The following is a 26017-nucleotide window of genomic DNA, read 5'->3' on the forward strand; positions in this document are numbered from 1 at the left end:
GGGATTGTAAATGCAAGGGCAGCGCGAGGGGTGTCAAAATCACGGTTTCGCGCAGCGCAGTGCGCTTGCATTGGGCATACAGACGTAACAGGACGTGACAGAACGTAACAGGTCGCGTCAGGACGCAGTGAAGGGACAGGACTATGGAAAAGAGCACTGGAGAAGCAGTTATGACCCCATCCGCGCGACGCGAAGCCGTCGACGTGGCGATCATCGGCGCGGGCCCCTCGGGCGCCGTGGCGGCCGCCCTGTTGCGCAAGGCCGGGCGTTCGGTGCTCGTGCTCGAGCGCCAGCATTTCCCGCGCTTTTCGATTGGCGAGAGCCTCCTGCCGCAAAGCATGGCGTACCTCGAAGAGGCCGGCATGTTGCAGGCGGTCGTGGAAGCGGGCTTTCAGTACAAGAACGGCGCGCATTTCGTATGGCGCGATCACGCGACGGCGTACGACTTTCGCGACAAGCATTCGGCGGGCTGGGGCACGACCTACCAGGTGGAGCGTGCGAAATTCGACGAGCTGCTGATCAACTGTGCCGCACAGCAGGGCGCCGAAGTGCGCTTCGGCCACACCGTGGTTGCGATGCGCACGGGCGACGCGCCGATGCTGGAAGTCGTCGACGAAAACGAGGTGCGCTATGAAGTGCACGCGCGCTTCGTGCTCGACGCGAGCGGCTTTGGCCGCGTACTGCCGCGCCTGCTGAACCTCGAAGCGCCGACCGGCCTGCCCACGCGTGCCGCGATCTTCAGCCATGTCCGCGACGGCCTGCCGCTCGACGCCTTCGATCGCAACAAGATCTGCATCGCGACTCACCCCGAACACCGCGACGTGTGGTTCTGGATGATCCCGCTCGCGGGCGGCCGCTCGTCGGTTGGCTGTGTCGCGCACGCGGCCTTCCTCGACGTGTCCCAGGCGGAACGCGAGGCGCGGCTGCGCGCGCTCATTCGCGAGGAACCGACCCTGAACCGCCTGATCGGCGACGCGCCGTTTCTCATGCCCGTGAACCAGATCGGCGGTTATTCGGCTAACGTCGAACGATTGCATGGCCCAGGCTACGCGCTGCTCGGCAACGCTGGCGAGTTTCTCGACCCGGTGTTTTCTTCCGGCGTGACGATTGCGCTGCGTTCGGCGCACCTGGCCGTGAAGGTGGTCGAGCGCGCGCTCGGCGGCGCGGCGGTGGACTGGCAGACCGAATACGACGTGCCGCTGCGCAAGGGTATCGACACGTTCCGCGCGTTCGTCGAGCGCTGGTACACGGGCGAGCTGCAGGACATCATTTACTACCCGCGCCAGACGCCCTTGATCCGTCGGATGATTAGCTCGGTGCTTGCCGGTTATGCGTGGGACGAGAGCAATCCTTACGTGGCGGACCCGGTGCGCAGGCTCAACGTGCTGCACGAGGCGTGCATGCGGTCCATGTAGCGATCGACGAAAGACCGCTTGCCGGTTGGGTACCTGCGGTGGGACGCGGGGCCAACCCGGCATGCGCGCTTTTATTCGCCCGGTGGCCGAACCGCGCCTAGCTGGATCATCAACCCGAGCGTGTCCATGATGAGGCGGGTTTCCTTGATCCGGCCGTCCTGAAAGCGGTCGATGACCATGCCCCATACCTTGACGGCGCGCCCCGTAGCGTCCACGCCGAGAAATGCGCCCTGGTGCGTGCCCGTCCACTCGAAGCGCGTTAGCACGCGATCCCCTTCTGTGAGTTGTTCCTCGACGCGCCAATGCATGTCCGGGAACGCGGCTCTCATGCCACGCACGACATCCTTGAGGCCCTCGATACCGGGACCCTGGCCGGGAAACGGCACCTGCTCGACCATGTCTTCCCAGAAGAACCGGTCCGCGGCGTCGAGCTGCCCACGGTTGAGGACTTCTTCGATAAACGCGCGAACCAAACCGCTAGTGTCGTGCATGGGATGAACGCCTCCTGGCTGGCGAAGAGTGGAAGGGGAAGCCGGTTGCTGCAGAGTAGGCTCGCACGCGCAACGGCGTGCGCTGGAGTCGCGCGAGAACGTGCGGTGGCGCACATTCCCGGCTTTGACGGTCAACGACTTTCACGAGCCCGAATGGCCTGCGGCAGGGTTGCCCGCGAGTTTCGCGCGCCGGCGGATTGCCTTTACCTCTTCGCGTGTCAGTCCGAGCGAAACCAGAAATGCCGCGTGCGAGTCGGGGTTTTCTGCCTCGAACCCGGCATGCCAGTTGTCCATCTCCGCCTCGTCGAAGCCCGCGCCGCGCAGCATCGCAACCCAAGCGTCTTTCCCGCGCTGCTTGCCACGCCGTCTAAAAGATGGTTGCGCGAGCAACGTTGCAATGGCTTTCTGACGTTCCCTCAGGCGCGCGATCTCGGCGGTCAATCGCATCAAATGCGCTTCGAGGATGTGTGCGGCGGCATTGCCCTCGCGTGCGAGCAGGTCGCGTATCGCGGCCAAGGGCAGCCCCGCGGCCCGGTAGGCGCAAATCGCGCGCAGGCGCTCGTGTTGCGTCTCGTCATAGAGCCGGTAGCCTGCGCTGCTGCGTGCGCTCGGCATCAGCAGGCCGAGCGCTTCGTAGTGCAGGAGCGAAGAGCGCGAGAGTCCTGCCTCGCGTGCCAGTCTTCCGAGAGTAATGCGTGTCATGACGGCAAGGGAAGTCTGTCGGGTTCGAGAAAGCCACAGCGCGCTTCGGAGCGGGCCAGCAATTCGGGCGAGTAGTGTTCGGCGACGAGCGTGCGGCAATCGCCGGTAAATACCGGTGCATGGGCGAGAAATGCCTCGAACGAACGCGACGGATTCGCAGCGCCCGCATGCGCCATGAGCCGGATCAGCGCTTCGGTCATTGTACGGTGGTATCGATCTTGTGCGCCGAGATGGGCGGCGTAGTGCGCAATGCCGGCGCAGGTCCGCTCAATGGCTTCTTCAAGCGGGTGACGCTGCAAGTAAATCCACGTTACGCGCAGATGATTGCGATGATTGAACGCCGCCGGCGGCAACTGGCAAGAGAGAAAGGCTTCGAGGAAGGCGTCGTCGGTGAGATGCCGGGTCGTTTCCATGTGTTTCGACACAATGTTCGTTGAACAGAGTGCCGATGGTGAAGGTGACTACGGTAGTCGGGTCAAGCGGATTTTTGGGGCAGTGAAACACCGAGAGGAATGCAAAAGCCTGATTTGCAATCCTCCCGGCTTTCCGCTTAATGCGTAGGTTCGCTACGCGCGCGTTAATGTTTCGTGATCTATCGCGGCAACCCGATACCGGCCCGCCAATCAGAAGTTGCCGAAGAAGCCGCGCGCCGCGACCATGCAGAACGGCGCGACGATGTCGGCGTGGTAGGCCTGGAGGACGGCGGACATTCCGCCGTCCTTTGCGCCGGCCTGGACCGCCTGTGCGGCGACTGCCGCTTCGGCCTGCGCAAAGCCGGCCTTCACTGCGGCGAACGGGTCGTTCGCACCGGGTGCGGAGTCGACATCCAGCACGCTCGTCAGGCCAGGCGCGACGTTGGCGTTTTTCCAGTAGGCCTGCTCGATTGCCGCGTTGAAAAAGAACACGGTCGGGTCGAGGTGGCCGCCGCATAGCAGCACGGGCGAGCGCGGCACCCAGTTACGCAGATCGTTGCGCTTGAACGCCTGCCGCAGCGGCTGCGCCGGACTGGCAGCCGGAGCCATCGCAGCGGTCGGCGAGGGGTACGCGCCGTCCGGATTGACGATCTGATCTTCGAGCATGCTCAGACGATAGCTATTGCGCACGAGATTCGCCGTGCCGAATCCCAACGCGAATAGCGGCGTCAATTGAGCCGGCGCGAGAGGCGGTGCAAGCGGCGGCGTCAACGAAGCGAACTGTGCCGCAGGCGGCGTGCTGCTGAAGAGCTGCGTTGCAGGCAATTTGCCTTCGGCGAACAGCGTGTCCAATGAGGTGACGCTCGGCAGCAGATCCTCTATACCGGGGGCGTAGGCCGTTTCGAAAAAGTCGCCTGGCTTGCGATAGATATTGCCATACGCATGCTGGTAGCTCGTGGTTACGAGCACTGTGAAAATCGTCGAGCCGAGGTCGACCTCGCCCTGAACCAGCGCGTCCGCCATGGCGCCCAGCGCATACGGACCGGAGCCCGGCGCAGAAGCCGTCACATTGATGCCGGCGGCCTGCAGCGCGCGATGCGTGGCGAGCGCCACGTAGCCGCCCTGCGAATAGCCGGTCACGAACAGCTTGCCGTTCTCACGCGTCTTGTTTGCCGGGCCGGGAAGCGCCATTGCAAAGCGGGCCGCGCGCAACGAATCGATTACATCGGCCGATTGCTGGTCGCCGTTCAGATACGGGTGGTACGGCAATGGCGAGCCGGCGTAGCCGGCATAGTTGCTCGCCACCACGACATAGCCTTGCGCGGCGTAGATCGCCGCCACGGCAATGCCTTCACCTGCGCCGTCGCCGTTGGCCGGGTCCGTTTGCGTTATGTCGGCGATGTTGTAGTTGCGGTAGGTCGTCGTTCCGTGCGCATACAGCATGAGTGGGCGCGGACCGGTGCACGAGGCGCCGCCGCCTGGAATCATCAGCGCGGCGCTCGACATCGTGGGTTCGCCCGCGCCGCCTATCGTGAGGTAGCGGAAGTACTTGATTTCGATGTCGCAGCGCGGCGTGCCTGCAACCTGCAGCAATTGCTGACCCGTTGCGTTCGTTCCCAGCAGTTTCGTGAAGTCAGCCGCGCTCAGGCGCAGGCTCGTTCTCTGCTCGACCAACTGGCCGCGGAAAAAGCAGCTCAACCCGCTACAGGTCGAACCGGCCTGCACGACATTGCTGGCACTCGACAAAAAGAGAGTCAGCAGTACCCAACCCGTCTTAAGCATCGCTCCTCGCATTTCACGCTCCGTTCTTGTTGGTGTTCGGAAAATGGGGCTGCCTTGCAGAGTCAAACGAGTATAGGTAAACAGAATCGCGGATTGCTACTTGTTGCGGGAACAATTTTCCAGTGAAGCGCTTTAAGAAGAATTGGCACTCGCGCTTTATGGTCGGCTGCGATTCCATGTAATTAAACGTCTATCGCACATCAAACAAAGAGGCGAATTGAGAGCCGACAGGCTAGTATTTAGTCAGAAGGATCTCACGGCCAATTACCAGGAGACTAGCCATGCCTCTCGTTTTCTCGAACATCAAGACGGACTGGGACAATGCGATAAACGCAGGCGGAATTCTTCCTGTGGCGGCCACTTACGAGGACGCGACAGACGATGGCGGTACGCTCATTTACTTGCCGTTCGAACTCCAGAACGAGAAGTATCACATCACGGTACCCATTGCGAGCGGGGGCGTGGCGAATTCCTGCCACGTAACCGCCGAGCGGCCAACACCTGTTCATCTCGACACAAGCAAAGGGAAGAAGGCCGGAACGACATACACCGTGAAGAACAAGCCGAGCGCGTATTACGATTTCATTATTAGCGGCGGTCCCGTGCCGAATGTCGTGTTTTCACACTCAAGCAAAGTCGAGATACTCGGAAAAAAATCCCAGAAAGTCTTCAGTGCCAGTTTCACGGGTGTTCTGACCAATGCGGTGCAGAACATCATGCGCGACTTCGCGCTATACATGCTCGGCCTTGGCTCGGCGCACGCAACGCCGGGCTGACATTCAGACCGAATCGAAACGATCGCGGGCGTGTCGCTCGCGGCCGTGCCCTATGGAATTAGCGTAGAGACCTGCCCAGGCTGAACCACCTTGATCACGCCGCCCCACATGCACACGAGCGTAGCCTGAGCATCCAGCGCCGGCATCGCGCCTAGCGTGACGGTGGGTGCGCCACCGGGAATCCAGGGCGACGGCGTGGCCGGAACACAGGGCATGGGCGTGAACACGCCCAGCGCCGCGGCTGTCGCAGCGATTACCGTGGGGTTCGCCGGGCTTTGGCACAGGGCGAACGGCGTGACATTGGCGATGGGAATCGAGTCGGCAATCGTTGCGGCGGGCACGCCGCTCACGAGCACACGATTAACGGGCATCACGTTGAGCGTGCCCGGCGCACCGCCAAAGGAACATTGCAGCGTGGCGCCGGCGCAGACTTGCGGACTGGTCATCGTGTGGCTCCTTATACGTCGCGGTCGTACGGAAATCGCAGGCTGAAATCAAGCCGAAGACGGATTGGCGAGCGATTGCCACCATTGCTTCCAGCGCGGCAGCGGCTTGCCGTCTGCCGCGATCGGTCGTCGGTCGTCGGTATAGCGCTGCGCGGCTTCGAGCGGCTTGCCCGCGCTGAACGGTTGGCGCAACGCAAGACAACCATTCGGATGGAAGCGCTGCAGGATTCCGTGCAATTTTCCGTTGCGGTAATGCGCTTCTTCGAGCAGCGTGCCGTCGGCCAGCCACGTGCGCGAGATGCCGTGCAGCACGCCGTGCGCATAGTGCGCTTCGCGCTGGATCTTGCCGTCGGGGAAATAGAAAAGTGCCTTGCCGTCGAGCTTGCCGCCCGTATATTGCACCTGTGCCGAGGGGTTGCCCTCAGGATAGAAATAGGTCGCCGGACCGCTGAGCACACCATTGGCATAACGAATCATTGCCACCGGACGTCCTTCGGATTCGATGCGAACCGGGCCGTGCAGCGCGCCGCCCAGCGTCGTGCCTTCAATGCGCGTGTCGTCGCGTTCTATCGTGACCGGCTGGATCGTCTCCATGTTCGCCTCAGTTGATCTTCACAATGCCGCCCTTGACCACCAGCATGCCGCCGCCGTCCACCGTCTGCTGCACGGCGCCCTTGTTCGTCACGCTCTGCGCCTCGTTCGAAAGCGTGCCGTCCGACTTGTTGGTCAACGACGTGCCGGCCTGATTCGTGAGCGACACGGCAGCCTGATTCGTGAGCGACGCGTCGCTCTTCGCCGTGAGGTTGCCCGTGCTTTGCAGCGTGAGCGTGCCGCTTACCTTGATGGTGAGGTTGCCGTCTACGGTGAGCGTCATGTTGCCCGTCACGGTCTGATCGAGATTGCCGCCCACCGTGCGCGTTTCGTTCCCGCCGGCTTTCACGGTGCGCGCGCCTTTGATGTCGACCGTTTCGTCGCCGGTCTTCACCGTCGTGCTGCGGTTGCCTTGTTCGACCGAGAGGGTATCGTTGCCTTCCTTGATCGTATGCGTGCGATCGTTCTTGATCGTGCTGGTTTCGTTGTGGTCGATGGTCCACGTGGCGTCGTTGATCACCTTGGCGTTCAGGTCCTTTTGCGCCTGCAGGAAAACTTCCTCGCTGTCCTGCTTGTCTTCGAAGCGCAGTTCGTTGAAGCCATTGCCGCCTTTCGAGGTGTTCGTCTTGATGCCGGATTGCGTCTGGTTGTCGGGCAGCGTATAGGGCGGGAGGTTCGCGCCGTTATACACGCTGCCCGTGATAAGCGGCCGGTCGGGATCGCCGTCGATAAAGCTCACCACGACTTCGTCGCCCACGCGCGGCATGAACTGCATGCCAAAGCGCTTGCTCGCCCAGGGCTGCGCCACGCGAATCCAGCACGAACTCTGTTCGTCGTTCTGGCCGTCGCGGTCCCAGTGAAACTGCACCTTCACGCGGCCATACTGATCGGTCCACAACTCCTCGCCGCTCTTGCCGACCACCGTCGCGGTCTGCGTGGGCATGAAGGGGCGCGGCGTCGTGCGCGCGGGGCGCCAGGTCGTCGCGAAGGGAAACGCTTCGAAGCGGTTGCGATAGCGACTGTGATCGGCCTCGTGAATCACGCTGCGCACGACCCATTCGATGTTGGCGTCGCTGGAATCGTGGTCTGCCAGCGTGAAACGGCAGCCGGGCGCGAGCGCGCGGCAATCACTTTCGCCGATGAGCAGCCGCGTGGGCGCGCGCAGTGCATCCACGCGATGCTTGGAGAGCGTGGAGCCGTCGCTGCTGGTGGCGTAACGCCCCGGGTACTCGTACACACTGTGCCCGTTCGATGCCGCTTGTGCCTGCGAGTAGAGCTGAGCGCTTGGCGTTTCCCACGCGTAATCGGTATGCGAGAAGAGGCCGGAGGCCGTTTCTTCGACGATCTCGCAGTGAACGATCTGCGTCGATTCGCGCGCGCCGCTCGTGCCGCCCGTGTAGTGCAGCGTCGCGTCGCCGGGCAGCGGCGTGAAGGCGTCGTTGCTGTCGGCAATGACGAGCGTATGGCTGCCGGTATCGTGACGGAAGAAGTAAAACCAGCCTTCCTCTTCGCACAGACGGCTCACGAACGCGAAATCCGACTCCGCGTACTGCACGCACCATTCGCGCGTGGCGGGCGTGCCCGTGACCGAGAACGAGTAGTCCGTCAAGCTATGCCCCGCCAAAACGGCCTGGATGATTTCCTGCGCGTTTTTGCCCTGAAATATGCGGTTATTGCGCGAGAGCGTGAGGAGCCAGAGCCACGAACGCAGCTCCAGCGTGAAGTGGCTCGCGTCCACCGTCGAGGGCAACTGCGCGGCGCGCGTGCACACGGCGTCGATAAGGCGCGGCGACTCGCCCCATGCGAGCGAGAGCGTCGCATGATTGCCGGTCATGCCCGAGGGCGCGGGCGGCGGCAATCCGCCATGGGCGTGAAGCGTCAGCGCGGTGGGGGCGTCCAACGCCTCGCGCGCTTCGAAACTGGCGGGAAAGAGCGTGCTGAACGCACTTCCGCTCAGGCTGATGCGCGCGTCGGTGTCGACTGAGATGGGGCGGTTCATCGCGTGGATCAGGTTTGGCTGTATGCGGTGTGGCGGGTTGGATGCATCGTCATTCGAGCGCCCACTGCGCGAGCGTGCCGACCAGCTCGTTCATGAGCACGTTGTCGATTTCGCGCGCGCCGCCCGCAGCGCGGCAGCGCGCGAGCACGGCGTCGATGATCCGGCTGTCGAAGGCGAACTGCTTGCCCGTGGCGTCGCGGTAACGCATGCGCAGCTGCTCGAGCTTCTTTTCGATGATGGCGCGCAGCACGGTGTCGTCGAGCGCGGCATACGGCACGGCAGTCATGCGCGCGAGGAACGCGGGGCGAAACGCGTGCAGCAATTCTTCGTGCAGCCGCCGCGCAAAGGCGTCGGTGGCGAGTGTCGCGGCTGGCGTATTGAGCAGCAGTTCCGCGCCCACGTTGCTGGTCGCGAGAATCACAGTGTTGCGAAAATCCACCACGAGCCCGGTCCCGTCTTCCATCACGCCCTTGTCGAACACGTTGTAGAAGGCCTCGAGCACATCGACGTGCGCTTTCTCGATCTCGTCGAGCAGCACGACACTATAAGGACGCCTACGCACGGCCTCGGTGAGCTGCCCGCCGCTCGCGTAACCCACATAGCCCGGCGGCGCGCCGCGCAGCTGCGAGACGGCATGCGCTTCCTGATACGCGGCGAGATCGATCACGATGAGATTGCGCTCGCCGCCATAGAGCGCGTCGGCGAGGGCGTAGGCCGTCTCGGTCTTGCCGACTCCCGTTGGCCCGACCAGCAGGAACACGCCGACCGGGCGCAACGGGTCGGCGAGCCCCGCGCGCCAGGCCTGAATGCGCATCGCGATACGGTCGAGCGCCGCGTCTTGACCGACGATGCGCTGCGCGAGACGGCCCTTGAGCGTGCGCACGGCGTGGGCCTCGTCGGCGAGCATCTTGCCGACCGGAATTCCGGTCCAGCTCGCGATCACGGCAGCGATGGTTTTCGAATCCACGCACACCGGGACCATGGGGTCGTCGTCGCGAATCGCTTCGAGGCCGCTTTCAAGGCGCGCCAGTTCGGCGGCGAGGTCTTCGCGCGGATCGGCGGCCTCGTTGCTTTCGTTCGCATCCTCGCTGTCTGGCGGTTCCTGCGCGCCGGCGCTGGAAGTCTCGCGCGGGTCGGCTTCGAGGGCGGCAAGGCGCGCGCGTACCGCGAGAATCTCGCGCACGGTCGCCGCCTCATCGTGCCAGCGCGCTTCCAGCGTTTCGACGAGCGCGGCGTTGTGCGCATGTTCGGTTTCGAGCACGGCGAGGCGCTGCGAGTGGTTCGCGCCCAGCACCGTTTCCGTGCGCAGGCGCAGCAGTTCGTCGTCGAGCGCGCGCTGCCGGTGCCGGGCCGCTTCGAGCTGCGGCGGCGTGTCGTGCTGCGCGAGCGCCACGCGCGCGCAGGCGGTGTCGAGCACGGCGATCGCCTTGTCGGGCAGCTGGCGCGCCGAGATGTACCGGTGCGAGAGCTTCACGGCATCGACGATGGCGGCGTCGAGAATCGTCACGCTGTGGTGCGCCTCGAACTTTTGCGCCAGCGCGCGCAGCATGGCGATGGCCGTGGGCTCGTCGGGTGCTTCGATCTGCACGAGCTGGAAGCGGCGCGCGAGCGCCGGGTCGCGCTCGAAGTACTTCTTGTATTCGAGCCATGTCGTGGCCGCGATCGTGCGCAGCTCGCCGCGCGCAAGGGCGGGCTTGAGCAGGTTCGCGGCGTCGCTGCCGCCTTCCGCGCCGCCCGCGCCGATCATCGTGTGGGCCTCGTCGATGAAGAGCACAACGGGGCGCGGGGAGTGCCGCGCCTCGTCGATCACCGCGCGCAGGCGCCGCTCGAATTCGCCTTTCAGGCCCGCGCCCGCCTGCAGCAGCGCGAGGTCGAGCATGCGCAGCGAGACCTCGGCAAGCGGCGGCGGCACGTCGCCCGCCGCAATGCGCAGCGCGAGGCCTTCGACCACGGCGGTCTTGCCCACGCCGGGCGCGCCCACGAGCAAGGGGTTGTTCTGACGCCGCCGCAACAGGATGTCGAGCGTCTGGCGGATCTCCGCATTGCGCCCGATGATCGGGTCGATGCGTCCCGCCCGCGCTTCGGCGGTCAGGTCAAGCGTGTACTGGTCGAGCAGGGCGCGGGTGGGCGTGGCAGGCTCCAGCGCACCCGCTAGCGCGGGGATGCTCGCGTTGCCGTCCATAGCGGCTTCGAGCGGCGCGTCAGGCGGCGCCGGCACGAGGGGCGCAAGCGGAGCAAGCGGCGCGGCCGCCTCGCTCGGCGCAAGCCACACAGCGAAGTTGGCGCGCAGCGCCGCGCTCGCCACGCGCAGCAGCGTTGGCGCCGCATGCACGGTGCGAGCGCGCAGCGCGTCGTTTTCGAGCAGCGCGATGAGCAGCGTCGCCGCACGCACGCGTGGCTGCTGGAGCACGACGGTGGACTGCACGAGCGCGTCCTGGAGCCACACGAGCAGGTCGGGCGAGAACGACGGCATGCCGGTGTTGCCGCGCTTGAAGCGCGCGATGGCGATGCGGATTTCGGCGGCGAGCGCGGCGCGGTCCACGCCGAAGTGCGGCAGCACGCACGCGAAGTCGCCGCCCTCGGGTTCGGCGAGCGCGAGCAGCCAGTGCTCGATTTCAACCACGAAATGCGTCTCGCGCAGGCATTGTTGCGCGGCGCGTTCGAGCGCTTCGCGCGGCTCGCGCTCGAGGCGCGCAACGAGCGTCTTGAGATCGAGCGTCACGGCGCGGTACGCCCTTGAGTGTCGTCGGGCGCAAGGCACGTGAGACGCGCGGGCGCCGATTCCGCCGCGCCGGCCCAGGCGGTCCAGCCTAGCCGCATAGGCGCGTGCCGTGCGAGGCGTGCGCGCGGCAATTCGCCTGCGCCGAGCTGCAGTTCGAGATGTACCTTGAGTTCGGCGCCGAACCACTCGGCGGCCAGCGAGTGCAGCGCTTCGTGGGCCGGCGCGCCCGGCAGGAATGCTTCGTACTGCTCACGCCTGAGCGGACCGAGGCGCACGCGGATGCCCTGGTGTTCGTCCCAGATCCTCGTGCCCGCAACGGCGTCCTGGCCGAGCCGCCGGTTGCGGCCGCCGGAGCCGATGGCCGTGCGGCTCGCGCTCGGCAACGTGCGCCAGCCGCCTGCGAACGGCGTGGAGCGAACGTGCACGCGGAAGTGATGGAGCACCATCACATCGAAACCCGCGAGCGAACGCCGGCGGTTCGCAAAGAGGCCCGCGCGCGCCAGTACGGCGCGCATGTCGAGCGGCTCGGGTGGCGGCGGCGCTGCTTGCGCCTCTTGCACTGGATGGTTGCCGTACGGGAGCAAACTCAGCGAGGCGTTGCCCGTGAGCGCGCGCAGCACGACGTCAGCCGAACGCTGCGCCGTGGCCGGCAGCGGTTCGGCGCTGCGGTACTTGCGCTGCGCGCGATAGAGCAGCGCCAGCAGCCGGTGCTGGAAGATGTCGAGAAACGCCGCCGCCGAGCGGTCTTTGCGGCGCAGCCGGTCCTGCAGCCATTCCTGCCACGCGCCGGGCAGAGGACCGTTCGGGCCGCCCAGCGCGAACGCATTGACCTGGAGTTGAGGCGGCCCGGCATGTTCGGATTGCGCGGCGGGTTCTTCGCCCGCATGCGGCTCAAAAGCGAGCGAACGCGGCAGGCCGCGCCGCAATGGCCCGAGCGCGCTCGCGGGAAACGCGGGAGAGAGATTGCCGCTCAGCGCGAGCGCTTCCTGGCCGGGGTCGAGGCCGGTGCCGAGCGGCTGGGCATGCGGCTGCAGCAATTCGAGCAGGCGCACGGCCTGCGTGAATTCGAACGCATGCGGCTCGTCGAACAGCCGCTGTGTCAGAGAACGAGCGGGCTGCCCATCGTCGGCCGCCATGTGCGGATCTCCCGACCGTCGCGTACGAGCGAGGTCTGTACGAAACGGTTGACGCTCGCATAGAGCGAGAAGAATTGCGCGAGCACGCCAGAAAAGAGCACGGTGCTCGCGCCCACGAAGCTCGCGTCGTCGAGTTCGATACGCACGCCAAGGCCATTGCGCCAGCCGCGCCAGCGGTCCGAGCCGACATGCGCGACGATGGGTTCGCTCGACACCGCCACGAGTCCCGCGATCTGGCGCTGTGAGGGGGCATGTGCACCGAGATTGTGGAGCATGAGCATTTCGCGCAGTGACTGCAGCGCCTGCGGGCCTTCCACGATCGACGCATGGTTCAGCACGAGTTGCGACACGAGACGCCAGCGCGACGTGCCGTCGAGCGCGGCCACGATCTGCGGCGTGGGCCGATGCGCAATGCGCACCTTCGCCACGGGGCCGGGCACTTCGAACGACAGCGCGGCGCCCGGCGCGAGCCGATGCGCCAGATGACGATTGGTGCACAACAGGTCCGCGGTGAGCGTGCGCGCCGCAGGGGCGGCGGGATTGAAGCGCGTGTCGACGAAAGTGAGCATGACATCGCTGCCGGGGCGCGACGCATGCAGGCCGCTCACGCGCCGCGCGTACCAGTAGACGGCAGAATCCGCACCGTGCATCGAGCCGTACCAGGGCGGCACGTCGGTGACCGTGCGGCCGGCCACGGCGCGCACATTGCGTATGGCGTAGATCTCGGTGCTCGATTCACGGTGCGCGTCGGGACTCACGCGCATTTCGCGCGCGGTGCCGTCGGGCCGCAACGGTTCGGAGGTGCGCCCGAACAAATTGAGCGCGGGAGCGCAGCCGAGCTGGATATCGTCGGTGTGCAACGTAAAGCGTCCGCGCGGGGCCGCCGTGAAGCCGATCACGAGATCGAGGCTTTCACCGGCATCGGCAGGCGGCTTGAACGGCAGGTCGAAAAACGCGAACTTCTCGGGAAACGCGAAGTACTCGACCAGCAGACGGCAGGCCGGATGCGCGCCGTCTTCGAGCGGCAGGAGCGCGTCGTTCTCGTCGAAGCCAACCGGGCTCGGCAGACCTCGTTGCGCGCACAACGTTGCGTCGGGTGCTTGCAGCCAGGTAGCGGCGCTGTGCGCGCCGAGCAGATCGTAGAGTGCAGCGGACGTAACGGGCGAGCCCGTGAGGCGCACCCGCAGTCGCTCGATCGGCAGCGTGCCCAGCTTGTGCGGCCCGGTGCTGCGCAGCGTGAGACGCAGCGCCGATTGCAGCGACGCATTGCTCGTGAGCGCCTGCGCTTCCTCGGCGTCGAGCAACTGGGCCGCGGCGAGGGTAAGCGGCCAGAGCATGACGTCGCTGCTCGTGCGCCAGTGGATCGACGTGCCGCTCGCGTCCACGTGCATGAGGGGCGTGTCGCGCGGCACGCGAAACCCCGCGGCGATGCTGCCTTGCGTGGGGTCGGGCTCGAACTGCACGATCGTCATGGAAGGCACGGGCCGCGACGCGTACGGATAAAACTGTTCGAGCAGGCCATCCGTGAGCGTGGTGTATTCGTCGTCGAGCGTGCGCTGGATGCGCGCGGTGAGCACCGCGAAGCTTTCGATCAGGCGTTCGACGTTCGGATCGGCGCTTTCGCCGGGGCCGAGTTCGAGCCGCCGGGCGATCTTCGGATAGCGCTGCGCAAAGCCTTCGCTCGCGCGGCGCAGATAGGTCAGTTCGCGCTGGTAGTAATCGAGCAGTTGCGCATCAAGCGAGTCGTTCATCGACGATCCCGATGGACTGCGTGTCGCCATGCTGCCCGGCGACGTAGGTGACGACGTGCTCCACGCCGTCGCTGCCGCGCAGCGTTCCCCGAATGCGCAGGCACAGGCGCCACGGCGCAGCGGCGTCCGCTTCGATTTTCACGCGCGGGCCGTGAAGGCGCGGCTCGAACGCGCGGATAGCCTCGGCCACTTCGCGCTCGATCACGGCCCGGTCTTCCGCGCGCGCCGCGCTTTGTCCGCTCCAGTCGGGCAGGCCATACAGCAGCACGTCCGGCGCGCGTGGCACGCGTGGCGTGCCGCGGCGCGTATTGAGCAGGCGCAGCAGCTCCGCGCGGACCGACGCACGCAAGCCCGCCGCATCGAGCGTGCGCGCGGCGAGTTCGTCGACGGACTCGTGCGCGTCGAAAGGCGCATCGTCGGCCAGCCGCTCGAAGAGCGGCATGGGCGCGACGGCGATGAAGGGGCGGACGTTCGCCACAGGCGCGCGCTAGCCCGCCGCCTTCACGACCTTGTTCGCGGCCAGGTCCCACGTGGAAGCCGCGGTGCCTTCCTTGGTGGCGTCGTCTTTCTGCGCGGTGAACTCCCACTTGATCTTCGTGAAGTTCAGCGAGAGCGTTTCCACGGGCTTGCCGCCCGCGCCGCCCGAGACGCTCACGTTGCTCAGCACGACATTGTTCAGCGTATAGGTGATGAACGGCATGACCTTGCCGTCGCTTTCGGCGGCGTTGCGGCCCACTACGACGGACGCGCTGGCAATGGGTTTGCCCGAGCAGCAATATTCGTTGAGCGTGGGCGTGGCGACGTCAACGAACTTCGTCACGGTGAATTCGCCGATATGGGGCTTGCCCGACGTGCGCTCCGAATTGCTGACGTCGTTCGTCACCTGCATCGCCACATTGTGGCTGTACGACATCAGCTCGATCTTGTCGGCATAGCCTTCCAGCGTGCACTCGCCTTTGATATCGGCGCCCAGGTCGAGAATGATCGAATCCATGGTTTGCTGCTCCCGAAGCAGTAAAGGAACACACGGGCCGCGTGCGCGGCGCCAGGCGCGTTCAGGGACCAGGGGCGCTCATGCGCCGCCTGGCCGTCGTGTCTTCATCGAATCGTTTGTCGTCGCTGCTGGATCAGGCGGCAGCCGGCGGCGGCAACGTCGCCACGAGCCGGATCGACGCGGTGAGTTCCTCGAGCTGGAAATGCGGCCGCAGGAACACCGTCGCGCGGTAAGCACCAGGCTTGCCGGGCACCTCGGTCACGTCCACACGCGCCTCGCGCAGCGGATACTGCGCCTTGATTTCCTGCGGCGCGTTGTCGTTCACGAGCACGTAGTCGGCAATCCACGTGTTGAGGTAGCTGCGCACGTTATCGCGCGTCATGAAGCTGCCGACCTTGTCGCGCATGATCGCCTTGATGTAGTGCGCAAAGCGCGAAGCCGCGAGGATATACGGCAGCATGGCCGAAATGCGCGCGTTCGCCGTGGCCTCGGGCGTGTTGTAGAGCGCCGGCTTGCAGGCGGTCTGGCCGCCGAAGAACACGGCCATGCCCTCGTTCTTCTTGTGCACGAGCGCGATGAAGCCGAGCGAGTCGAGCTCCTTTTCGCGGCGGTCGGTGATCGCCACTTCCGTGGGGCACTTCATGGCTTTGTCGCCCGAGGCCGTCTGGAAGATATGGTCCGGCAAGCGCTCGACGGCGCCGCCGCCTTCCACGCCGCGAATCGCCGCGCACCAGCTGTATTGGGCGAATGCGTTGGTAATGCGCTGCGCAAGCGCGTACGCGGAGTTGCCCCATAGATACTTCGAGTGGTCCGTGCCGTCGACGTCCTCGAAGAAGTTCATGCCCTCAACCGGGTTGCTGTCCGGATGATAAGGACGCCGCATCAAGATGTGCGGGAGCGTGAGCGCGACATAACGCGAGTCTTCGCTCTTGCGGAATTCGCGCCAGCGGGCCATGTCGATCGTCTCAAAGACCTTGGAGAGATCGCGCGGCACGCCCAGCTCCGTAAAGCTCGACATGTCGAAGAGTTGCGGGTGCGCCGCCGAAATGAACGGCGCATGCGCGGCGGCGGCCACGGAGGCGAGTTTTTCGAGCAGGCTCACGTCGGGTGTCTGGCGCGTGAAGTAGTAGTCGCCCACGAGCACGCTGAACGGAAAGCCGCCGAAGGTGCCGTATTCCTCTTCGTAGATCTTCTTGAATAGCGCACTGGTGTCGACGTCGATGGCCTTCTCGAGATCGTTCTGCAGGTCTTTCTTCGAAGCGTTCAGGAGGCGCAGCTTCAGGCGCGTGCCCGTTTCCGAGCCTTTCACGAGAAAGTGCAGGCCGCGCCACGACGACTCCAGCGCCTGCATGTCGGGGTGGTGCAGCACTTCATTGAGCTGCTCGCTGATCAGTTCGTCGATCTTGCGGATGTGGTCGTTGATCATCGCCACGGTGTCGCGGCTGATGGTCATGTTCTTGTCGAGCACCTGCAGCGCGAACTCGGCGAGCAGCTCGCGCGCGTGCTGCTGCTGTTCCTCATATTGCGCCATGCGCCCTTCGTGCACGATGCGGTCGAGCAGCGTGACCGTACCCGCCTGCGCGGTCGCGGCGGCCTGAATGTCGGACATGATCGTCTCCTCGTGTTGGGCTTAGCTCGCCGGCGTGTCGCTGGCAGGGGCAGGGGCGTCGCCTGGCTCCGGCGGCGGCAACTGCGCAGTGGGCGTGTCCTGCGGGTGCGCCGAGCGGATTTCGCTCAACCCCTTCGGGTCGTGCACCACTTCCTGGAGGAGCTTGTCCAGTTCGTCGTTGCCGTCGAGCTTGGTGAGGAGGTCGCGCAGGCGCAGCCGCGCGTCGTAAAGCTGTTTGAGCGGGCCGATCTGCTGAACGATGCTCACGGGATCGAAGTCGTCGATATGCTCGAACTTCAGCTCGACGTTGATCTTGCTGCCGTCGGCGGCGAGCGTGTTGTCGACCTGCAGCGTCACGCGCGGCCCGATCGACTTCATTACGTCGTTGAAGTTGTCGCGGTCGATGTCGACGAAGCGGCGCTCCGTCATTTTCGGCAACGGCTCGACGGGCTTGCCGGACAGGTCGGCAAGAATGCCCACGACGAGCGGCAGCTCGCGCTTTTCGATGGCGTTGCCCGTTTCGACGTCGTACGTGATCTGGACACGCGGCGGTCGGTTCCGTTCGAACCAGTGCTGGGTACTGTCGGCCATGGTCACCTCGGTGGCGGTCGTTCTTCTAATGCGTTGTGCAACGGGAGGAGATGCGCGTTTGTCGTCAATCTGCCTTTTTCATGATGCATTTTCTTTAAGACGACAATGGGCCGCAAAACGTAATTAAACGATTGCGCGATCCACTCCCGGCCCTTCAGAAAAAAGCACAGCTAAAGCATGCCCCCGGATTCGTCAGACGAGAGCATTCACGGCATTAAGCGTCGCGCTGCCTGGTTCTCAGCTTGTCCTTCGTCGCGCGAGACGTGAAGATAGACGGTCAGGACTTTAGAACAGTAAACGGGGAAATTCAAAGTATATTTACGGCGCATATACAGGATTCCTTTCAAGTTTATTTACTTATTCTTTTTGAATTGGTCGATTAGAAAATCGTTATTGCAATGACAAGTGGGGCGCTTGTAGACTACGCGCAAAACACCTTGCGCAGCAGAACATGCGTCTTGATTAGAAATACGAACTAGCATGAATTCTCCTGCGCGCGGGCAGGAGGCATCGCAGACAAGAGGCGACGCAAACAATGGGGATTGCGCAGTGATCACCACGTTATTCGCGGGCGCGTCGCGCGCCGCGCAGCCGCACGGCTGGCGCGCCGCCACGCTCGTGCTGCTTGCGCTCGCGCAGTGGCTCGCGGCGTGCTCGTCGCTGCCCAAGGTACAGGTGGATACCCTGGCCATTGCCGTTTCCATTCAAGCGAATCAGGACACGCCCATTGCCGTGGACGCCGTGCTCGTGCGCAATCCCCAGTTGCTCGACGCGCTGCTCGGTCTGCCTTCGGCGAAGTGGTTCGCGCAGCGCGATCAATGGCGCCGCGATCACCCCGAGGACATTACGGTCGTGTCGTTCGAAGTGGTGCCGGGTCAGCAGATCGCCGCGGCGCCGTTTCCGTTTGGCGGCAAGCGTGGCGCTGGCGTCGTGGTGTTCGCGGACTACCAGACACCGGGCGCGCACCGCGTGAGGCTCGACACGGGGCCCGCTCACGCGCTGCTGCTGCTCGGCGACCAGGATCTGAGCGTGCAGGCCTCGCATTGATGTGACGCCAATGTGTCATGTGAAGGTGTCGCGCAATGGTGCGGCAACACTGAACGACGGAACGTTTAGCAATAGAAAGCAAACACATCATGCGAACTTCGTTTCCCGATCCGGTCTGCTGGTTCGACGGCATGCCCTTGCTGCCGCAGCATTTCCAGACTCAGGCGCTGCACGCGGCGGGGCACGCCGCGCTGCTGGCCAGCGCCGCACGCGCGCATTACTGGGGCGTGCTTTCACTCGAGCACGACGCCGCGGGGCTTGCCCAGGGGCTCGTGCGCATCAGCGCGCTGGAGGCGATCATGGCCGACGGTCTCGCCATTCGCCACACGCCGCACGACCCGGTGCTGGAGATCGACGTGAGCCACGCGTTCAGCGCGCCGGATGAAGCGGTCACGATCTATCTCGCGGTGCCGCCGCTATACCGCGGCGGGCAGCTCGATGCGCAGACCGGGCGCTACACCCAGCGCGAGAGTCCGGATGTTCCCGATCTTGTCTCGGGCGGCGAGCCCGCTTCGATCACGACATGGTCGCCGCGCCTGCACCTCATGACCGATCTCGGCCGTCACGAATTCGACCGCTTGCCGCTCATGTGCGTGAGGCAGCAGGGCGGCGGCGTGGCGATTGCGGACTACGCGCCGCCGTGTCCGTTCGTGCGCGCCGACTCGGTGCTCGGTCAGCGCGTGATGCGGCTGCTGCTGCGCGTACGCGAGAAATGCGTGTTCCTGGCCGGGCGGCTGCAGGCGGCGCAGCGTGCGGAGGAGCGCGACGACACCGCGCAGATCGAGCGCCAGCTCTGCGCACTCTGGAGCCGCCTGCCCGAAGTGGAGGCGACGCTCGTCACCGGCATCGCGCACCCGGCCGAGCTGTATCGCGCCGTTGCCGGCATGACGGGCGCGCTCGCGGCGTTGCGCCCGGAGCGCGGGGTGCCCGCCTTCGCGACGTTCGATTACATGGCGCTGCTCGCGTCGTTCGATCCGCTGCTCGAATGGGCGGATGAAGCGCTCGCAACGATCCGCCAGGGCTATCGCGTACGTGCGTTCACCGAGGAGGGCGGCAGCTTCTGGATCGCACCGCCATTCGAAAGCGGCGGCAACGTTGCGCGCGAACTCGTGATCGGTTTGCGCATGCCGCCCGACGCCGGCGAGCACGACGCGAGCGTGTGGCTCGATCATGCCGTTGTCGCGTCGCGGCCCTACGTGCCCACGCTCGCGCGGCAGCGCATGCGGGGCCTCGCGCGCCGCCGCCTCGCGCGCGAGGAGCGCGCCGCCTACGCGACCGGAGACGACACCACGCTCTTCGCGGTGGGCGTGGAGGACGCCTGGTTCGACCGCGCGCAGCCGCTGTGCATCGAGGTCCGCACGAGCGTGCCAGGCCGCGCGCCCTGGGCCGTGCAGCTTTTCACGCCCACGGGCGACGCCGACGACGACGCGCGCCCCACGGGAGCCGACAATGCTTGACACCGGCGACCCGAACGACGAGCGCCTGCCGCTCATGCGCGCATTCGTCGTGGCGTTCGCTTTTGCGGAGAACGCGCGCCTGCGCGCCGTGGCCCAGGCCGCGAGCACGGCGAATGCAGCAAACGCCGCCAACGCCGAACCACCGGCCGATCCCCAGCGCGAGGCCGACACGCTTGCCACGCAGTTGCAGTCCGCCACGCGCAAGCTCGCGCGCGACGCCATGGCGTGGACCGGCGCGGCCGGCGAAGCGGACATTGCCGCCGCGCAATACGCCTATGTCGCGCTGCTCGACGAATTGCTGCTGTTTTCCGCGTGGAATGGCGCGAGCGCATGGGAGGCATGGCCGCTCGAAGCGCGCATTTTCGGCACGCGCGCGGCAGGCGAGCGCATTCCGGCCGCCATTGAAACGCTGCTCGCGCAACGCGATCCGGCGCAGCGCGATCTTGCCAATGTCTATCTCGCCTGCCTCACGTTAGGCTTTCGCGGCCGCCTGCGCGGCGAAGCGGGCGCGTTGCGCCACGACCAGTTGCGCCATGCGCTGTTCGCCTTCGCCATGCAGCGCGACCCGGAGCCCAACCGGCTTGGCGCGCCGCTCGAACGCGCCGCGCTGGCGCCGCGCGAAACCCGGCCGCTCACGCAGATGTTTCCAGACCGCGCACGCCTCGCGCTGTTCGTGGGCGGCGGATTCGCGGTGCTGCTCGGCGTGTCGCAACTGCTGTGGCTCTACGCGACAGCGCCTGTGCGTCCATCGCTCGAACAGTTCGAAACCGTGTCGATGATGCAAGGGCGTCCGTCGCAGATCAACCATACGAGCACCACCGGCATGGTGCTGCCGCGCGCGAGGACGATCCGCAGACTGCGGCCGCCGGCTCCGCCCGCCAACCAGCAACTCGCGCCGCAAACGCAGGACACCCCCGCGGCGCAGACGGTTTCCACTTCGCCGCTCTCGACGCCCTCGACGCTCGCGCTCGCGGCGCGCCGCATCGTCCCGGTGAGCGTGCAAAGCGCCGACGAAGCCAGTGAAGAAAACACGGACGGCGCGCCACGGGGAGCCCGTCCATGACGAGCACACTCATCGTTATCCTGATCGTCCTGATCGCACTGTTGATCGGGGGGCTCGTGGCTGCGCTCGTCGTGCGCTGGGTGCGCGCGCGCGACGAACGCAGGCCGCTGCGCAATTTCACCGCCATGATGCGAGCGGCGCACAACGCGATGGGCGTGCGCGACCCGTACTCGGTGCCGCGCGTGCTGGCCACGGGCACACCGGCGGCGCTCGACGCGCTGGCACGCGGCTGGCGCCTCGCGAGCGTGGGCGAGCCAGCCTGGTTCGGCAGGCTCTGGCACGACGCAGAAGGCATTCTGATTGCCGAGCCGGGCGACTCGCTCGGCGCGCGCGCGGCCGCCGAGCGCCGGCGCGGCGCGACCGGCGGGCGTTTGCTGCGCGGCTTGTTGCGCAACCGGCCGGGGCGGCCGCTCGACGCGCTCGTGTGGGTGATCGCGCTCGATACGCTCGTCGACGAAAACGGCACGGCGCGCGCGGATACCGATGCCGCGCTCGAAGCGTCGCGCACGGTGCTCGCGCTGCAACGGCAGCTCGGGCAGATGCTGCCGCTCTACGTGGTGGTCACGGGCTGCGACGCGCTACCGGGCTTCGACGCGCTCGCGGCACGCCTGCGTCGCGAGCGCATCGAAACGCCGCTGGGCTGGGCCTCGCCCTATGCGCCGCGGCGCGCCTTCGAGCCCGCCTGGGTAGACGAAGCGTTCGCGGACATGAGCCGCGCGCTCGCGGCGACGGTCACCGAAATGGGTACGCTCGACGGCGCGCTGGACGGCGACGTGTTCCTGCTGCCGCAGCGCATCGACACGCTGCGCGAGCCATTGCGCGAGCACATCGAACCGACCTTGCGCGGCGCCGCCGACGGCACCGCGCCGCTCCTGCGCGGCATCTGGTGCGTGGGCGCGATGCCGCAGGCGCAGGAGCGCGAAGAGCCCGCCATCACGAATGCGGCGCGCAAGGATGCACCGGCCTTCGCGTCGCGCCTGTGGCACGACGTGCTGATGCCGGGGCAGGGACTCGCGCTCGCCATCCCGCGCGTGCTCGCGCTGCGCATGCGCCGCTACCGCATCGCCACGTTCGCCGCGATTGCGCTGGGCGTGTGCTGGTGCGTGGGGCTTGGCGTGACCACGTGGCACGTGCGCAGCGACGCGCGTGCGCTCGCCAGCAGCTACGACGCGCTGGCGCTCGCGAGCGCCGCCTGGCACGAAACGGGCGCGAGCGGTGGCGAAGCGGCGGCGGCAGGCGCACTGGGCAGCGCCGCGAACGCCTTCGTCAAGGTGCCGCGCTGGCAACTCGCCACGCCGTTCATGCCGCTGTCGTATTTCGGCCTGCGGCGGCGGCTCGACGAAGCGCAATACCACGTGCTGAGCGGGCTCGTATTTACACCGCTGCGCACGCGGCTCATCAGCCGTCTCGCCGATCTGAACTGCGCCGGCGCCCCCGTTGGGTCGGACGTCAACGCGAGCCTCGCGGCCGCCGCGCGGCGTCCCCAGGACCTGCCCGAATATACGCAGGGCACGCGGCTCGTCACGAACGCGGCGCAGACCGAGCGGCTCATCACAAACTACAACGAGCTGGTGGAGCGCGACTCGGGCAACACCGTCATGCTCGCGCAGCTCATGCGCGGGGCGGTAGGCGTGAGCTTTTCGCCCGATCATGTGGCCGACCGCGCTGGGCTCGACGACGCGGTGCGCGCGAGCGCCGTGGAAGGCGGCCAACTGCCGTTCGACGGCACCGAGGCGCGCGCCGCGCAAGCGCGGGCGAGCGTGTGCTTCGAGGAGACCTTCGACCGCTGGTTCGACGACATTTATCAGGACTCCTCGCTCACGACGAACGCTGCGCAAATCCAGACCATGCTCGCCGATCTCAAGGCGCCCGGCGCAGTTCCCACCACCGCTTCGCTCTCCGAACTGGCCACGCGCATCGACACGCTCGCCACCCAGGTCGATACCGCCGACCACGGCTGGGCGGGCACCCACGGCCAGGAACTCGTGCCGGGACTCACGGCGACCTTCGACACGGCAAAAGGCCTGCGCCTGATCGGCGCGACACCGGTGGCGAGCGTGCTGGAGCACGAGCAAAGCGAACAAAGCGCATTCGCGGCACGCTGGCTCGCAAGCGGCAACCTGCCCGGCGTGCTGGTCTCCAATCCCGCCACGGGGCTGCAACTGGCGGCGGACCTGCTGCCGCTGCGCGATGCGCTGCGCACGTTGCTCGGCCAGTCGTTCGTTGCGGGCGCGGGCAGTGCAATGGCCGAAATTCGCGGCGTGGATGCGGACTCGGCGCAGCGCGCGCTGGCAGTCCTGCCGGCCTACAAGCAATATTCAGCGGGACTTCTGGCGCAGGCACCCGAAGCGTGGCGCGGGCCGCTCCTCGCTGCGGCAGGCAACGCGACCGTGCACAGCATGGTCGCCGCGCTGTCGGCGCCCGCGGCGCCGAATGGGGCGCGCAACGTCGCGTATGCGCCGCAAACGCAAGGTGCACCGTTCGACACGCTGCGCAAGAACGCGACCGATCTCGTGGAAGCGTTCGACTCGCTCGGCCGCCCCGATCTCGCACAGGCGGTCGCCCTGCGCGTGAGCGACGCCGCGCTGGACGTGCTGCGCGCGACCGATGCGCAGTTGCAATCGCTCGAACCGTTCCGGCCCGTGCGCGGCGACTTCTCGGCCTGGAACGGCAACGCGGGCGGGTCGATGCGCGCGTTTGGGGCCGCGACGCCCGAAGCGCTGCAAACCTATCTCGCCGCCCAGGCGGGCGCGGTGGCCGACACGGCCACGCTCGCGTCGAGCGCGCTCGACTGGCTCACGGCGCAGAACCCGCCGCTCTCCACGGCGGATGCGCGGCTCGTTGCGCGCTGGAAGGCGCTCTTCGCGGACCTCGCGCAATACCGCGCGCGCAGCCCGGCCAGCGCGCTGGTGGCGGTGCCGTCGATCATCTCGAACCAGCTCGACAAGATGGACCTCGACACGTGCAGCGCCTCGCTAGCGCAGGTCGATGTGCCGGGCGCGGGCGACATCGTCTCGAGCGCGGGCATGCGGCTCGTCTCATCCGCGCGCGAGCGCTGCTACCGGCTGCAGATCGGCACCGGCGGCGAGGCCTATGAACAGTTGCGCGGCTATTTCGCGCGGTATCTGGCCGGGCGCTTCCCGTTCTCGGCGGACGCGAATGCGCAGGCCGCCGACCTGCGCCAGACGGCGGCGTTCGTGGCGCTGCTCGACGCGAAACTCGCGGACGCGCAACGCGGCATGAGCGCCGCGGCGGCGAGCGGCGGCCAGCAAGCGGGCGCGCAGCAGTTTCTCGCGAAGCTCGCGCGCGCGAAGCCCTGGCTCGACGCGCTGGTGGCGCGCGGCGCGGACGGCGCGCTCGTGGGCGTGGACGTGGCGGTGGACTGGCGCATCGACCGCGCGGACGAAGCCGGCGCGGACCAGGTGATCCAGTGGTCGCTCGCAAGCGGCAGCCAGACGCTCGCCTGGCCCGCTGTAGCCGGCACGCCGCTGCGCTGGGCGCCGGGCCAGCCTGCCGCGCTGAGCCTGCGCTGGGCGAAGGACGGCCCGTGGCGGCCGATGCAGGACGCTTCGCAGCCGACGCTTTCCGTCGATGGCGAAGCCGCCACCTGGGCGGCAAACGACACATGGGCGCTGTTGCGCCTCGTGCGCCTGCACGTGGTGCCGGACGATGGCCCGGATGGCGGCACGGGAGCCGGAGCGGGAAGCGCGCGCATGGTGCTGAGCGTGCCGGTGCGCGACCGCAACGGCGGCACGCAAACCGCGCGCATGTTCATGCGCGTGGGCATGACGGGCGCAGCGAAAACGGCGCTCACGTGGCCCGACCTGCCATACGCGGCGCCGGGCTACAGCGTGTACGGCACGCCTGCGGTCACTTATGGACCGTATCCGTCGAGCAACTCGATCACCCAGGCGGGGCACGGATGAACCCGGCATTCGACATCGAAGCACTCGTTCAACCCATACCGGGCGATGCGCCCGCCGGCGTCTCGCTGCTGCACGATGCCTCGTTCGACGCGATCAAGGCGGCGCGCCGCGAGGACGATCCGGCACTGCCCGCGGGTATCTGGCAAACCACGCTCAAGGTCGCGGACTGGGCTGCGGTCGAAGCGGGCTGCGAGGACCTCCTGGCACGGCGGAGCAAGGATCTGACGCTTGCCGCATGGCTCGGCGAAAGCTGGCTGCAACGCTATGGCAGTGTTGCATTGCCGGCTTGCTTCGCATTGCTGAGCGAATTGTGTGCGCGCTATTCGGACGACATCCATCCGCTGCCGCGCGACGGCGACATGGGTTTTCGTGCCGCGCCGCTCGCATGGGTTGCCCAGCAGTTCCCGACCTTGCTCGCCGGGCGTATTGCGCTGTGCGCGGGGCCCGATGGCACGGCACTGACGCTTGCGCGCTGGCAGGGCGCGCAGCGCGAGGCCGTTGCGGTGAAAGACCGCAAGGACGTGCCTGCGGCGAAGCGCGAGGAAGCCGCGCGGTTGGCGCAGGCGCTGGCGCAGGCCGCGCACGAAGCGGCGCCCGCCGCGCTGCGCGATCAGTTGCAGGCGCTGCGCTCGGCCCGCGCGCCGATTGCGAAGCTGGATGCGTGGTGCACGCAGCGGCTCGGCGCGGAAGCGCCGTCGTTCGGGGCGGTGGTGGACACGCTGGAGCGCATGGAGGGCGTGTTGCGCGACTGGCTCACGAAGCATCCCGAATGGGAGGACGTACCGATGGTTGAGGCCGCATCGATTCAGGAACCGGCGGCGCTCGAGCCCGCAGCGGTTCAGGTTGCTCCGGCTGGCGCGGCGCAGGAGCCGACGGGGCCGAAAAGGCTCGATGTGCCTCAGTCGCGCGACGAGGCGTACAGGCTGCTGGCCGTTGTTGCGGACTACCTCATGCGCTACGAGCCGCACAGCCCGGTGCCCTATATGCTCAAGCGGGCGCTCGATTGGGGCGGCAAGCCGCTGCCGGAGCTTCTGGCCGAGTTGATGGCAGGTGAGCGGGGCAGAGCGCTGGGGGCGGCGCTTGGGTTGCTGCCAGAGAGCGAGTAA

21 protein-coding genes are annotated in these 26017 nt (G+C 66.6%); 7 read left to right on the forward strand and 14 right to left on the reverse strand.

Annotation, left to right across the window (positions count from 1 at the left end; translation table 11 throughout):
* The first annotated feature begins 170 nt into the window (after positions 1-170).
* Complete coding sequence (locus U5A65_RS34105) at positions 171-1415, forward strand: NAD(P)/FAD-dependent oxidoreductase (protein ID WP_321915748.1); 1245 nt, start codon at positions 171-173, stop codon at positions 1413-1415.
* 71 nt (positions 1416-1486) lie between these two features.
* On the opposite strand, the gene U5A65_RS34110 is transcribed toward U5A65_RS34105, so the two are convergent.
* The 4 genes from U5A65_RS34110 to U5A65_RS34125 form a co-directional block, all read right to left on the reverse strand.
* Complete coding sequence (locus U5A65_RS34110) at positions 1487-1906, reverse strand: ester cyclase (RefSeq protein ID WP_321949046.1); 420 nt, start codon at positions 1904-1906, stop codon at positions 1487-1489.
* Between the two features lie 141 nt (positions 1907-2047).
* Complete coding sequence (locus U5A65_RS34115) at positions 2048-2608, reverse strand: MerR family transcriptional regulator (RefSeq protein WP_321949047.1); 561 nt, start codon at positions 2606-2608, stop codon at positions 2048-2050.
* Positions 2605-3021 (reverse strand): hypothetical protein, encoded by a 417-nt coding sequence (locus tag U5A65_RS34120; protein WP_321949048.1) that lies wholly within the window; start codon positions 3019-3021, stop codon positions 2605-2607. The genes U5A65_RS34115 and U5A65_RS34120 overlap by 4 nt, the downstream gene beginning before the upstream one ends.
* A 210-nt stretch (positions 3022-3231) precedes the next feature.
* Positions 3232-4803 carry an alpha/beta hydrolase gene (locus tag U5A65_RS34125; protein WP_321949049.1) on the reverse strand — a complete coding sequence of 524 codons (1572 nt, stop codon included), beginning with the start codon at positions 4801-4803 and terminating at the stop codon, positions 3232-3234.
* A 281-nt stretch (positions 4804-5084) separates the two neighbouring features.
* On the opposite strand from U5A65_RS34125, the gene U5A65_RS34130 reads away from it, so the two are divergent.
* Positions 5085-5579, forward strand: coding sequence for a hypothetical protein (locus U5A65_RS34130; protein WP_321915753.1), 495 nt, complete (start codon positions 5085-5087; stop codon positions 5577-5579).
* A 50-nt stretch (positions 5580-5629) separates the two neighbouring features.
* Here the strand turns inward: U5A65_RS34130 and U5A65_RS34135 are convergent, their stop codons facing one another.
* The 10 genes from U5A65_RS34135 to tssB form a co-directional block, all read right to left on the reverse strand.
* On the reverse strand, positions 5630-6025 hold the full coding sequence (locus tag U5A65_RS34135; RefSeq protein ID WP_321915754.1) for a DUF4280 domain-containing protein: 396 nt from the start codon (positions 6023-6025) through the stop codon (positions 5630-5632).
* 48 nt (positions 6026-6073) lie between these two features.
* Positions 6074-6619 (reverse strand): toxin-antitoxin system YwqK family antitoxin, encoded by a 546-nt coding sequence (locus tag U5A65_RS34140; protein ID WP_321949050.1) that lies wholly within the window; start codon positions 6617-6619, stop codon positions 6074-6076.
* 7 nt (positions 6620-6626) lie between these two features.
* Complete coding sequence (locus tag U5A65_RS34145) at positions 6627-8615, reverse strand: type VI secretion system Vgr family protein (protein WP_321915756.1); 1989 nt, start codon at positions 8613-8615, stop codon at positions 6627-6629.
* A gap of 49 nt (positions 8616-8664) precedes the next feature.
* Positions 8665-11337, reverse strand: a complete 2673-nt coding sequence (gene tssH, locus U5A65_RS34150) for a type VI secretion system ATPase TssH (RefSeq protein ID WP_321949051.1) — start codon at positions 11335-11337, stop codon at positions 8665-8667.
* Complete coding sequence (gene tssG, locus U5A65_RS34155) at positions 11334-12473, reverse strand: type VI secretion system baseplate subunit TssG (protein ID WP_321939569.1); 1140 nt, start codon at positions 12471-12473, stop codon at positions 11334-11336. Before tssG ends, tssH begins: the two co-directional genes overlap by 4 nt.
* Complete coding sequence (tssF, locus tag U5A65_RS34160) at positions 12437-14224, reverse strand: type VI secretion system baseplate subunit TssF (protein WP_321949052.1); 1788 nt, start codon at positions 14222-14224, stop codon at positions 12437-12439. The genes tssG and tssF overlap by 37 nt, the downstream gene beginning before the upstream one ends.
* The gene (gene tssE, locus U5A65_RS34165; RefSeq protein ID WP_321915760.1) at positions 14208-14702 is read right to left on the reverse strand and encodes a type VI secretion system baseplate subunit TssE; all 495 of its coding nucleotides are present in this window, start codon (positions 14700-14702) and stop codon (positions 14208-14210) included. Before tssE ends, tssF begins: the two co-directional genes overlap by 17 nt.
* A gap of 9 nt (positions 14703-14711) precedes the next feature.
* A complete protein-coding gene (locus tag U5A65_RS34170) occupies positions 14712-15218 on the reverse strand; it encodes an Hcp family type VI secretion system effector (protein ID WP_321915761.1) in 507 nt (168 codons plus the stop codon).
* 133 nt (positions 15219-15351) lie between these two features.
* Complete coding sequence (gene tssC / locus U5A65_RS34175) at positions 15352-16827, reverse strand: type VI secretion system contractile sheath large subunit (protein ID WP_321915762.1); 1476 nt, start codon at positions 16825-16827, stop codon at positions 15352-15354.
* A gap of 21 nt (positions 16828-16848) precedes the next feature.
* Positions 16849-17418, reverse strand: coding sequence for a type VI secretion system contractile sheath small subunit (gene tssB / locus U5A65_RS34180; protein ID WP_321915763.1), 570 nt, complete (start codon positions 17416-17418; stop codon positions 16849-16851).
* Positions 17419-17967: 549 nt separating this feature from the next.
* Between tssB and U5A65_RS34185 the strand changes: the two genes are divergently transcribed.
* The 5 genes from U5A65_RS34185 to tssA all read left to right on the forward strand — a co-directional run bounded on the left by U5A65_RS34185 (position 17968) and on the right by tssA (position 26017).
* Positions 17968-18465 (forward strand): hypothetical protein, encoded by a 498-nt coding sequence (locus U5A65_RS34185; RefSeq protein WP_321915764.1) that lies wholly within the window; start codon positions 17968-17970, stop codon positions 18463-18465.
* 89 nt (positions 18466-18554) lie between these two features.
* Positions 18555-19922, forward strand: a complete 1368-nt coding sequence (tssK, locus tag U5A65_RS34190) for a type VI secretion system baseplate subunit TssK (RefSeq protein ID WP_321949053.1) — start codon at positions 18555-18557, stop codon at positions 19920-19922.
* Positions 19915-20985, forward strand: coding sequence for a DotU family type IV/VI secretion system protein (locus tag U5A65_RS34195; RefSeq protein ID WP_321949054.1), 1071 nt, complete (start codon positions 19915-19917; stop codon positions 20983-20985). Before tssK ends, U5A65_RS34195 begins: the two co-directional genes overlap by 8 nt.
* Positions 20982-24911 carry a type VI secretion system protein gene (locus U5A65_RS34200; RefSeq protein WP_321949055.1) on the forward strand — a complete coding sequence of 1310 codons (3930 nt, stop codon included), beginning with the start codon at positions 20982-20984 and terminating at the stop codon, positions 24909-24911. The genes U5A65_RS34195 and U5A65_RS34200 overlap by 4 nt, the downstream gene beginning before the upstream one ends.
* The gene (tssA, locus tag U5A65_RS34205; protein ID WP_321949056.1) at positions 24908-26017 is read left to right on the forward strand and encodes a type VI secretion system protein TssA; all 1110 of its coding nucleotides are present in this window, start codon (positions 24908-24910) and stop codon (positions 26015-26017) included. Before U5A65_RS34200 ends, tssA begins: the two co-directional genes overlap by 4 nt.

Origin of the sequence: Paraburkholderia sp. J10-1, from assembly GCF_905220165.1 — a bacterium.
Lineage (GTDB): Bacteria > Pseudomonadota > Gammaproteobacteria > Burkholderiales > Burkholderiaceae > Paraburkholderia.

Excerpts from the sequence above, each read along its gene's own strand:
- tssA (WP_321949056.1), top strand. The coding sequence starts at position 24,908 with ATGAACCCGGCATTCGACATCGAAGCACTCGTTCAACCCATACCGGGC.
- U5A65_RS34125 (WP_321949049.1), bottom strand. The coding sequence starts at position 4,803 with ATGCTTAAGACGGGTTGGGTACTGCTGACTCTCTTTTTGTCGAGTGCC.
- tssB (WP_321915763.1), bottom strand. The coding sequence starts at position 17,418 with ATGGCCGACAGTACCCAGCACTGGTTCGAACGGAACCGACCGCCGCGT.
- U5A65_RS34130 (WP_321915753.1), top strand. The coding sequence starts at position 5,085 with ATGCCTCTCGTTTTCTCGAACATCAAGACGGACTGGGACAATGCGATA.
- U5A65_RS34115 (WP_321949047.1), bottom strand. The coding sequence starts at position 2,608 with ATGACACGCATTACTCTCGGAAGACTGGCACGCGAGGCAGGACTCTCG.
- U5A65_RS34120 (WP_321949048.1), bottom strand. The coding sequence starts at position 3,021 with ATGGAAACGACCCGGCATCTCACCGACGACGCCTTCCTCGAAGCCTTT.
- tssK (WP_321949053.1), top strand. The coding sequence starts at position 18,555 with ATGCGAACTTCGTTTCCCGATCCGGTCTGCTGGTTCGACGGCATGCCC.
- U5A65_RS34145 (WP_321915756.1), bottom strand. The coding sequence starts at position 8,615 with ATGAACCGCCCCATCTCAGTCGACACCGACGCGCGCATCAGCCTGAGC.
- U5A65_RS34135 (WP_321915754.1), bottom strand. The coding sequence starts at position 6,025 with ATGACCAGTCCGCAAGTCTGCGCCGGCGCCACGCTGCAATGTTCCTTT.
- tssF (WP_321949052.1), bottom strand. The coding sequence starts at position 14,224 with ATGAACGACTCGCTTGATGCGCAACTGCTCGATTACTACCAGCGCGAA.
- U5A65_RS34195 (WP_321949054.1), top strand. The coding sequence starts at position 19,915 with ATGCTTGACACCGGCGACCCGAACGACGAGCGCCTGCCGCTCATGCGC.
- tssG (WP_321939569.1), bottom strand. The coding sequence starts at position 12,473 with ATGGCGGCCGACGATGGGCAGCCCGCTCGTTCTCTGACACAGCGGCTG.
- U5A65_RS34105 (WP_321915748.1), top strand. The coding sequence starts at position 171 with ATGACCCCATCCGCGCGACGCGAAGCCGTCGACGTGGCGATCATCGGC.
- U5A65_RS34110 (WP_321949046.1), bottom strand. The coding sequence starts at position 1,906 with ATGCACGACACTAGCGGTTTGGTTCGCGCGTTTATCGAAGAAGTCCTC.
- U5A65_RS34170 (WP_321915761.1), bottom strand. The coding sequence starts at position 15,218 with ATGGATTCGATCATTCTCGACCTGGGCGCCGATATCAAAGGCGAGTGC.
- tssC (WP_321915762.1), bottom strand. The coding sequence starts at position 16,827 with ATGTCCGACATTCAGGCCGCCGCGACCGCGCAGGCGGGTACGGTCACG.
- U5A65_RS34140 (WP_321949050.1), bottom strand. The coding sequence starts at position 6,619 with ATGGAGACGATCCAGCCGGTCACGATAGAACGCGACGACACGCGCATT.
- U5A65_RS34200 (WP_321949055.1), top strand. The coding sequence starts at position 20,982 with ATGACGAGCACACTCATCGTTATCCTGATCGTCCTGATCGCACTGTTG.